The organism is Achromobacter sp. (genome assembly GCF_036567245.1).
Taxonomy (GTDB): Bacteria; Pseudomonadota; Gammaproteobacteria; order Burkholderiales; family Burkholderiaceae_B; genus Achromobacter.
On sequence record NZ_DATCUY010000709.1, the window covers coordinates 1 to 4,681 of the forward strand.

Annotated in this window: 7 protein-coding genes; 6 read left to right on the forward strand and 1 reads right to left on the reverse strand. The window is 64.4% G+C overall.

Going from position 1 to position 4,681, the window contains the following annotated elements:
• Positions 1-103: 103 nt before the first annotated feature.
• Complete coding sequence (locus VIR09_RS30590) at positions 104-418, forward strand: DUF736 domain-containing protein (RefSeq protein WP_114655995.1); 315 nt, start codon at positions 104-106, stop codon at positions 416-418.
• A gap of 387 nt (positions 419-805) precedes the next feature.
• Here VIR09_RS30590 and VIR09_RS30595 read toward each other — a convergent pair whose 3' ends face one another.
• On the reverse strand, positions 806-1,099 hold the full coding sequence (locus VIR09_RS30595; protein ID WP_332016290.1) for a helix-turn-helix transcriptional regulator: 294 nt from the start codon (positions 1,097-1,099) through the stop codon (positions 806-808).
• Positions 1,100-1,309: 210 nt separating this feature from the next.
• On the opposite strand from VIR09_RS30595, the gene VIR09_RS30600 reads away from it, so the two are divergent.
• The 5 genes from VIR09_RS30600 to parA form a co-directional block, all read left to right on the forward strand.
• Positions 1,310-1,657: a DUF2958 domain-containing protein gene (locus VIR09_RS30600; RefSeq protein ID WP_114655998.1), complete on the forward strand. Its 348-nt coding sequence runs from the start codon at positions 1,310-1,312 to the stop codon at positions 1,655-1,657.
• Positions 1,658-1,997: 340 nt separating this feature from the next.
• A complete protein-coding gene (locus tag VIR09_RS30605; protein WP_332016291.1) occupies positions 1,998-2,768 on the forward strand; it encodes a DUF2285 domain-containing protein in 771 nt (256 codons plus the stop codon).
• 83 nt (positions 2,769-2,851) lie between these two features.
• On the forward strand, positions 2,852-3,133 hold the full coding sequence (locus VIR09_RS30610) for a helix-turn-helix domain-containing protein (protein ID WP_332016292.1): 282 nt from the start codon (positions 2,852-2,854) through the stop codon (positions 3,131-3,133).
• Between the two features lie 86 nt (positions 3,134-3,219).
• Positions 3,220-3,987: a replication initiator protein A gene (locus VIR09_RS30615; RefSeq protein WP_332016294.1), complete on the forward strand. Its 768-nt coding sequence runs from the start codon at positions 3,220-3,222 to the stop codon at positions 3,985-3,987.
• Between the two features lie 289 nt (positions 3,988-4,276).
• Positions 4,277-4,681, forward strand: a 405-nt coding sequence (parA, locus tag VIR09_RS30620; protein WP_332016293.1) for a ParA family partition ATPase, incomplete at its 3' end; no start/stop codon positions are given.

Consider the following 4,681-nt stretch of genomic DNA (forward strand, 5'->3'; position numbering starts at 1 on the left):
TGCGTTTCGACCGCAAGCGGTGCAGCCAGCCCGTCCCCCGCCGGCCGGATCACAACAAGGACGCGATGGGCGCGAACCTTGTTCAACCGAAAGGAAATTCATCATGGCAACCATCGGCACCTTCACCGCAGACAAAGACGGCTACACCGGCACGCTTCGCACCCTGACGCTCAACGTCAAGGCCAAGCTGGTTCCCAACGACAAGGGGGACAAAGAGAACGCCCCCGACTTCCGCATCCAGGCACCCGGCTACGACGTGGGCGCGGCGTGGAAGAAGACCAGCGAGGGGGGCCGAGCCTACGTGTCCTGCACCCTCGATGATCCTTCGTTCCCGGCGACGGTCTATGCCCGGCTGATCGAGGAAGAAGACGGCACGCACACGCTGATCTGGTCGCGCAGCAAGCCCCAGGCGGCCTGACGGCCGCAGCGCCCCACCCATCGCGGCGGGGCGCTGTGCTGCTGATGCAGCGCTGTGCCGTATCGACAGCCGGAACAACTGGATTTTCGTCTGCCTGTTTTCGAGGTAGTTCCACCTGGCTGCAAAACCATGACCTGGGTTTCCAGAAGCCAATGCAGGGCGGATCGGCGCTATGCGCCGCCGGGCTTTCCGGGCTGCGCCCCGTGCCGCCTTTGCCGTCACGGCCATTCGGCTTCAATCCCTCCCGCGGCTTCGCGCCTGCGGCGCTGCGCGCTTCGCTTGCCTCCGGGGGATCGGCGCCAGACCCATCCCCGCCGCGCTGTGCTTGGCGCCCCTGCAAGACCGCCGAACCGGCAGCGCCGGATCGGCCTGGCAAGGTCACGCCGGCTACGCTTCGTCGCTGGCCTTTAACACCGCCTCCAGCTCCTGCTGCACCTGCGCCAGAAGCTGCTCAGCCTGTTTCGGGCTCTTGCCTGTGTAGGCCAGCGCCAGCAGCGTGACGGGATGCACCTGCATGACCTCGCACAGCTCGGCCAGCTTGTTGAGCGTCGGGCTTTTGAGGTCGCGCTCCAGCGAACTCATGTACGTGCGGCTGGATACGTCGGAAAATGCTTCCTGGCTCAGTCCACGCACCTTGCGGACTGTTTTCAATGCTGTTGCCAACGAGTGCTTTGCCGCCACCTCAGGTTCTCCCCAAAACCTAAGATGACATTCGATTGCGCCCTATAGGACTACAATCTATAGGGCTCATTTTTGCTTTTACGGAAATCAGTAAATCCGCTTCTGTTTCGTCCGACAGAACCGCATTCGTGTCTTTACTGACTTCCACCGATGCGGTTCTGCGCCTTCACGCTTTGGCGGATTCGTGCATCGACGAAGGGATCGCCCGCCATGAACCCACTAACCACCGAGGACGAGCGCGTGCTACTGCTGGCCAACGGCCAGGCCCGCGCTGCCGGTCAGGACGTTGATCCGCTGCCGGTCGTGCGGCTGTTCACGCCGGATGCCCACGCTACTTGGCTGCTGGCCTCGCTTGATCCCGCCGATGGGGACACGGCCTATGGCCTGATCGACCTGGGGATCAGCATGCCCGAGCTGGGCCATATCAAGCTGTCCGACCTGGCCTCCATCGTCGGCCCGAACAAGCTGCCGGTGATGCGGGATCGGTATTTTCAGGCGATGCGGCCCCTGTCGGAGTACCTGCGGCTGGCGCAGGAGAACGGCTCCATCGTCGATTGAACCGTTCATGCCCCGGCCAAGCCGGGCGCATTGAGACTATTTCAGTCTGGCTCAAGACCTGTCAGGTCTTAATCCGCATTGTTGCAGCGCACTGGGGTGACTCTGGCGAAAACGGTCACGATGACCGGCGCGGCTTGCGGCACGGTGGATATTGCAGGGCGCGGCTATTTCCATTGCGCCATCACCGCATTCAGACGCTTTGCGCAATGTACCGGATTCAAACCGTCTTGACACGAAAGTTACGACTTATCCAAGTTTTTCACGTTTGGATGCTGATGCGATAGCCCTTGTGCGTTGATGTCTGCGGTGGTGTTCCTGCAATTTCACAGGAGCTTGCGTCATGGCGGATCGAAGCACCGAGCCGTGGTATCCCACGGCGGCATATCTCTACGTGCTGCACCTTGATGGCCTCGCGTTGGCCTGGGAGTACCTGCGCCGTCATCACGAGTACCGGCTGGACTGGTTGCACCGTTCGCGCAGGCCACAAGCGGCACAACACGCGGCGCATCGCTGGGGCTTGCGTCTGCTGGAAGACCCGGCCTTGGATGCGCGCGACGCGCATCCGGCCTGGCTTCCCGGCCACGATGCCGTGGTGCAGCTTTACCCGGATGCCGACCCGCCGCCCGACGCCGTGGCCTTCGCGTTCTGGCACATCCCCGGCCACAAGCAACTGATTCATGACGGCAAGGGGCTGGTGCTGATCGCAGGCAGCCCTGGCCATTGCCTGCGATTCGCGCTGGCCCCTGGCCTGGAAGACGGCATGGCCGTGGCCTATGCCCATCGCGGCGGCACCATTGCGCCTACGCGCAGCCATGCGCTGGGCGCGGCACTGGTCGATGCCCGGTCCAGGCCAACACCTGCCGCGCTGATGGAACTGCACACCCTGCAGGCGCTCGACGCGGCCCTGGCGGGCGCGTCCTTGCGCGTGATCGCCGAAGGACTGTTCGGCGAGGACGCGGCGGCCGATTGGTACAGCGACGGCGGCCTGCGCTCCAAGGTGCGCCGCCTGGCGCGGCGTGGCGATGCGTTGATGCGCGGTGGCTATCGCCGCCTAGCACAACTGCCGCCGCTTGAGAAGGGTCGTTTTGAAGGGGACGCAAAACGACCCTGAGCAGGAGAGCTTCGTTTTCTGAGACTGCCTCCATCCGGTTGCGCTGTGTGGCCGGAGCTTTGACACCGATGGAGGCTCTCAACATGCGCCCTGCTCCCCTGCGGCCTGCCGCCGCTCTCGCGACTACTTCCGCGCAGCCCCAGCGCTATCTGACCAACGACGAAGCCGCCGACTATTTGCGCCTGTCGCCGCGCACGCTGGAAAAGCAGCGCGTGATCGGTGGTGGGCCGAAGTTCCGCAAGTTCGGCCGGCGCGTCATGTACGCCGTGGCCGACCTCGATGTCTGGGCTGCGGAGCGCAGCTTCGAGAGCACGTCCGATCCCGAGTACGCCGAGCAGCATGCGGCGGACAGCCGTGCGCGCTGATTCCTGGCGCGCGGGTGACCTTCGCCGTGTCCAAGCCCTCGCAAGAACGCGAACAGCTAGACCTGTTCCGCGCCTTGCCGGGCGACATGGCGCCGCGCGACAGCCAGGACTTGATGGCCTTTCCGTTCTTCTCGCTGGCGAAGTCGCGGCGCACGGCGCCGATCGACTTCCGCACCAGCGGCGTGACGATCCGCGTGGAAGGCACGGCCGAGCACGGCATCGCCACGATCTGGGATGCGGACGTGCTGATCTGGGCCGCCAGCCAGATCGTGGAGGCGCGCGATGCGGGCTTGCGCCTGTCGCGGTTGATGCAGGCCACGCCCTACGAAATTCTGCGCTTCATCGGGCGTGGTACGTCGCTGCGCGACTACCAGCGCCTCAAAGCGGCCCTGGATCGTTTGCAGTCCACCACGGTGGCCACCTCCATCCGAGAGACGACCGGGCGGCGATTGCACCGCTTCTCGTGGATCAACGAATGGAAGGAACTGGCCGATGCCCGCGGCACGCCGCTGGGCATCGAACTGATCCTGCCGGACTGGTTCTATGCGGGTGTGATGGATGCGGCACTGGTGCTGACCATCGACCCGGCGTATTTCCGGCTGACGGGTGGAATCGAGCGATGGCTGTACCGGCTGGCGAGGAAGCACGGCGGGCGCCAGCCCGGTGGCTGGCAGTTCGACTTCCGGCACCTACACCGCAAATCGGGCAGCACGGCCAAACCCTACGACTTCGCGTGCGACTTGCGCGCCTTGGTGGCGCGGCAGTCGCTGCCCGGTTATGTCCTGGGCATCGAGCGGTTGGATGGCATCGAACTGCTGACCTTCCGGCCCGTGCCATACACGGCACGGGGATAACCGGTGCGCGGCCTGTGGACGGGCTCGTGCTATCAGGCGTGCCAGGTATCGTGCTATCAGGCGTGGGACTATCGTGCTATCAGGCGTGTCAATCGCCCGCAAAGCCAATGCTGGCGCGGGTTTCGGCCTCCCTTAACTTACCTAATTTAAATTCTCTAACTTGTAGTAGCAGCGCGCCGTTTCGGTGGACAACCGCCAAAAGGCAGAAAGCGCAGAAAGCCAAAAGCCCAAAGCAACCCCGTTTTGCAAGGCAAATGCAGGCCAGCTTTCCAGCTTGGAGGGCCGCGCCATGATCGTCGCTTTGCTCAATCAGAAAGGCGGCGTCGGCAAGACCACGCTCGCCACGCACATCGCCGGCGAGCTGGCCATGCGCGGGCAATCGGTCATCCTGCTGGATGCCGATCCGCAAGGCTCTGCGCTGGACTGGGCGCAGCGCCGCAGCCAGCAAGGCTTGCCAAGGCTGTTCAGCGTCGTGGGCCTGGCACGCGAAACCCTGCATCAGGAAGCGCCAGAACTCGCCAGACGGGCCGATCACGTCGTCATCGACGGGCCGCCCAGGATCGCCGCCCTGGCGCGCTCCGCGCTGCTGGCGGCTGAGCGGGTGCTGATCCCGGTGCAGCCCAGCCCTTACGACCTGTGGGCATCAGCGGAAATGGTGGCGCTGATCCGTGAGGCGCAGGTGTTCCGGCCTGCG